The sequence below is a fragment of the Halobiforma nitratireducens JCM 10879 genome (assembly GCF_000337895.1).
Taxonomy (GTDB): Archaea; Halobacteriota; Halobacteria; order Halobacteriales; family Natrialbaceae; genus Natronobacterium; species Natronobacterium nitratireducens.
The window spans coordinates 1-2,328 of the sequence record NZ_AOMA01000174.1 but is presented as its reverse complement, the minus strand read 5'-3'; the positions used below and the strand labels follow the sequence as shown (position 1 = coordinate 2,328).

At 66.0% G+C, this 2,328-nt stretch carries 3 protein-coding genes; 1 reads left to right on the top strand and 2 read right to left on the bottom strand.

What is annotated here, in order from left to right:
- Nucleotides 1-467: adenosylhomocysteinase (locus C446_RS16255; protein ID WP_049920303.1), on the top strand; the 467-nt coding region annotated here is incomplete at its 5' end.
- 458 nt (nt 468-925) lie between these two features.
- Here C446_RS16255 and C446_RS16250 read toward each other — a convergent pair.
- Both C446_RS16250 and C446_RS16245 read right to left on the bottom strand, forming a co-directional pair.
- Nucleotides 926-1,672, bottom strand: a complete 747-nt coding sequence (locus C446_RS16250; protein ID WP_006674217.1) for a PAS domain-containing protein — start codon at nt 1,670-1,672, stop codon at nt 926-928.
- Nucleotides 1,673-1,741: 69 nt separating this feature from the next.
- Nucleotides 1,742-1,999 (bottom strand): HalOD1 output domain-containing protein, encoded by a 258-nt coding sequence (locus C446_RS16245; protein WP_006674216.1) that lies wholly within the window; start codon nt 1,997-1,999, stop codon nt 1,742-1,744.
- Between the last annotated feature and the right edge of the window lie 329 nt (nt 2,000-2,328).

The window sequence follows — 2,328 nt, the reverse complement described above, 5'->3', positions numbered from 1 at the left end:
TCCTGACGACGACGGGCAACCGCGACGTCATCGTCGAAGAACACTTCGAGCAGATGAAAGACGGGGTTTTGCTCGCGAACGCGGGCCACTTCGACATCGAGATCGACCTCGAGGCACTGGACGACCTCGCGGTCGACCGCTACGAAGCCCGCGAGGGCGTCGAGGCCTACGAACTCGAGGACGGCCGCCGGCTGAACGTCATCGCCGAGGGCCGCCTCGTCAACCTCGCCGCACCCGTCTCGCTGGGCCACCCCGTCGAGGTGATGGACCAGAGCTTCGGCATTCAGGCCGTCTGTGTGCGTGAAATCCTCGAGAACCCCGAGGCGTACGACGCGGGCGTCCACGACGTGCCCGACGAACTCGATCAGGAGATCGCCGAGATCAAACTCGAGGCCGAGGGCGTCGAGTACGACTCGCTGACGGAGACCCAGCGCGAGTACATGGACTCCTGGGACCACGGGACGTAGGCCTACTCCATTTCGAGTGTCGTTTTTGCCGGTGCCGGCAGTGTTCGCAGGTCGTCGACGAGCAACACGTCGCCTGTCTGTCCGTCGGTTGCCCGGAGCGCCCGCGGGATGTCGATTGTCGATTGTCGATTGTCGATGCCCGTCCTGTCCGAGAGAAGCCCGAACGCGTCCTCCGGAGTTGGTCGACGAGGTGCCCGTCGCCCATGCTGGTTGCTCGAGTGAGACGATCACAATCCCGTCGACGGCGGAGGCCACCACTCGCCGGACACACCAGCCGGAACCGGCCCGCTGAGTGGTCCGTACCTGCCGAGCGGAGGACGTGCTGGAACAAACAGAGCGGAGTCGGAGATCGGTCTCCGGTCCACCGGAACGCTGGCAGCCATTGGTACTCGGTACCGCCGACGGCGTGGCCGAACCGACGGGCTCGAGGGAGTCCTGCAGTGATCGAGCGCGCTGGCTTAGGATTCGTCGACGACGAAGACCAGGCTCCCGTCCTCGAGGCCGTCGAGCGCGACCCGCGCGGTGACGGTGTCACCGTCGTCGCGATGGGCGGTACAGGTGCCCGACCACCGCCAGCCGTCCGCGACGGTCGGAATCGCCTTCGTCTCGAGGTGATCGACGGTCTCGGCGTCGAACAGTGCTTCCCACGGCCGTCCCACCAACGTCTCGCGATCGGCACCGAACAGCACCGCGAACGACCGGTTGACGAGTTCGATGTGACCGTCGGGATCGACGATCCCGATGGCGTCGCCGGCGAGTTCGACCCCAGCCAGCGATCGCTTCGAGAGGGCCGAGAGTCGACGGCGCTCGAGCAGCCTGGTGAGACGGTGTTGCAGTTGTCCGGCCTCGGCTTCGGGGACGACGTCGATCCACTGGATCGACGCGACCGCCTCCCTGATGTCGGCGGCCTCGTCGGTCGACGAGACGAGGACGATCGGAAGCTGCTCGTGCCGAGTGCGGACCCGGTCGACGATATCGGTCGGCTCGTGATCGGCGAACGGAACGCGACAGACGAGACAGTCGACGTCCGGAATCTCGACGCCCTCCGGGGGAAGGCCGTCGCTCGAACGGACCGACAGGGAGTCGGTGTTGGCGAGTACCGACTCGAGACGGTCGCGGTCGGCGTCGGCGACCACGAGAACGGAGGGCGTCGAGCGGTCCAGCGGGGGGGTCGGATCGGAGCCGTCGATCGAGGGGACGATCATCGGTGAGTAGGGGGGTGAGACCGGACGCTCGAGCGGCGACGCGTAGCAACTCCTGCTGTCGTCGCCCGCCTACGCGTCGTCATGGATGGTTCCATCGACGAGGACGGTACCATCGCTCCGAACTTCGACTGTGTGGCCGGCGTACTCGAACCGAACGCTCGCGCGGACGTCCGCGTCGTTCTTGAAGAGCCGGTCCAGCGCCTCCGGGTCGACGATGTTGTACAGCGGCTCGAGTTCGAGCGGGTCGGTATCGGTCGTGTCGGCGATCGCGTCGACGACGCGGAGACTTGGCGAATCATGGTGGTAGTCCAGCGTGGTTCCTGACATCGAGCAAACGAACGGGGACGACGGGTATCCCCCTGTCTACTATATGCGTTTACTCGATCCGAATCGAACGCTATGTGTATATCCCCCCCACCCAGACGGGCCGTTGGCGGGTGCTCACGGCGGCCCGATCGCGAGCATCGATCGTTTCTAGGATAACGCGCGTACGCTCGAGTGCCAGGCCGCCCGCAGGATGGCCTCCAAACTCGGGCAAGCCCAGCGTGTCCCGCCCGGGAGCCACACTGACTTCAGAACGCCGACATCGGACCGGCGAACGTCCACGTGAGGATGTCCGTCTGTGACCGGCGCTGGTCCGTGGCCAGCACACCCCC

What these genes read in the sequence shown, in the direction of transcription:
- C446_RS16250 (WP_006674217.1), bottom strand. Translation starts at nt 1,672, where the DNA reads ATGATCGTCCCCTCGATCGACGGCTCCGATCCGACCCCCCCGCTGGAC.
- C446_RS16245 (WP_006674216.1), bottom strand. Translation starts at nt 1,999, where the DNA reads ATGTCAGGAACCACGCTGGACTACCACCATGATTCGCCAAGTCTCCGC.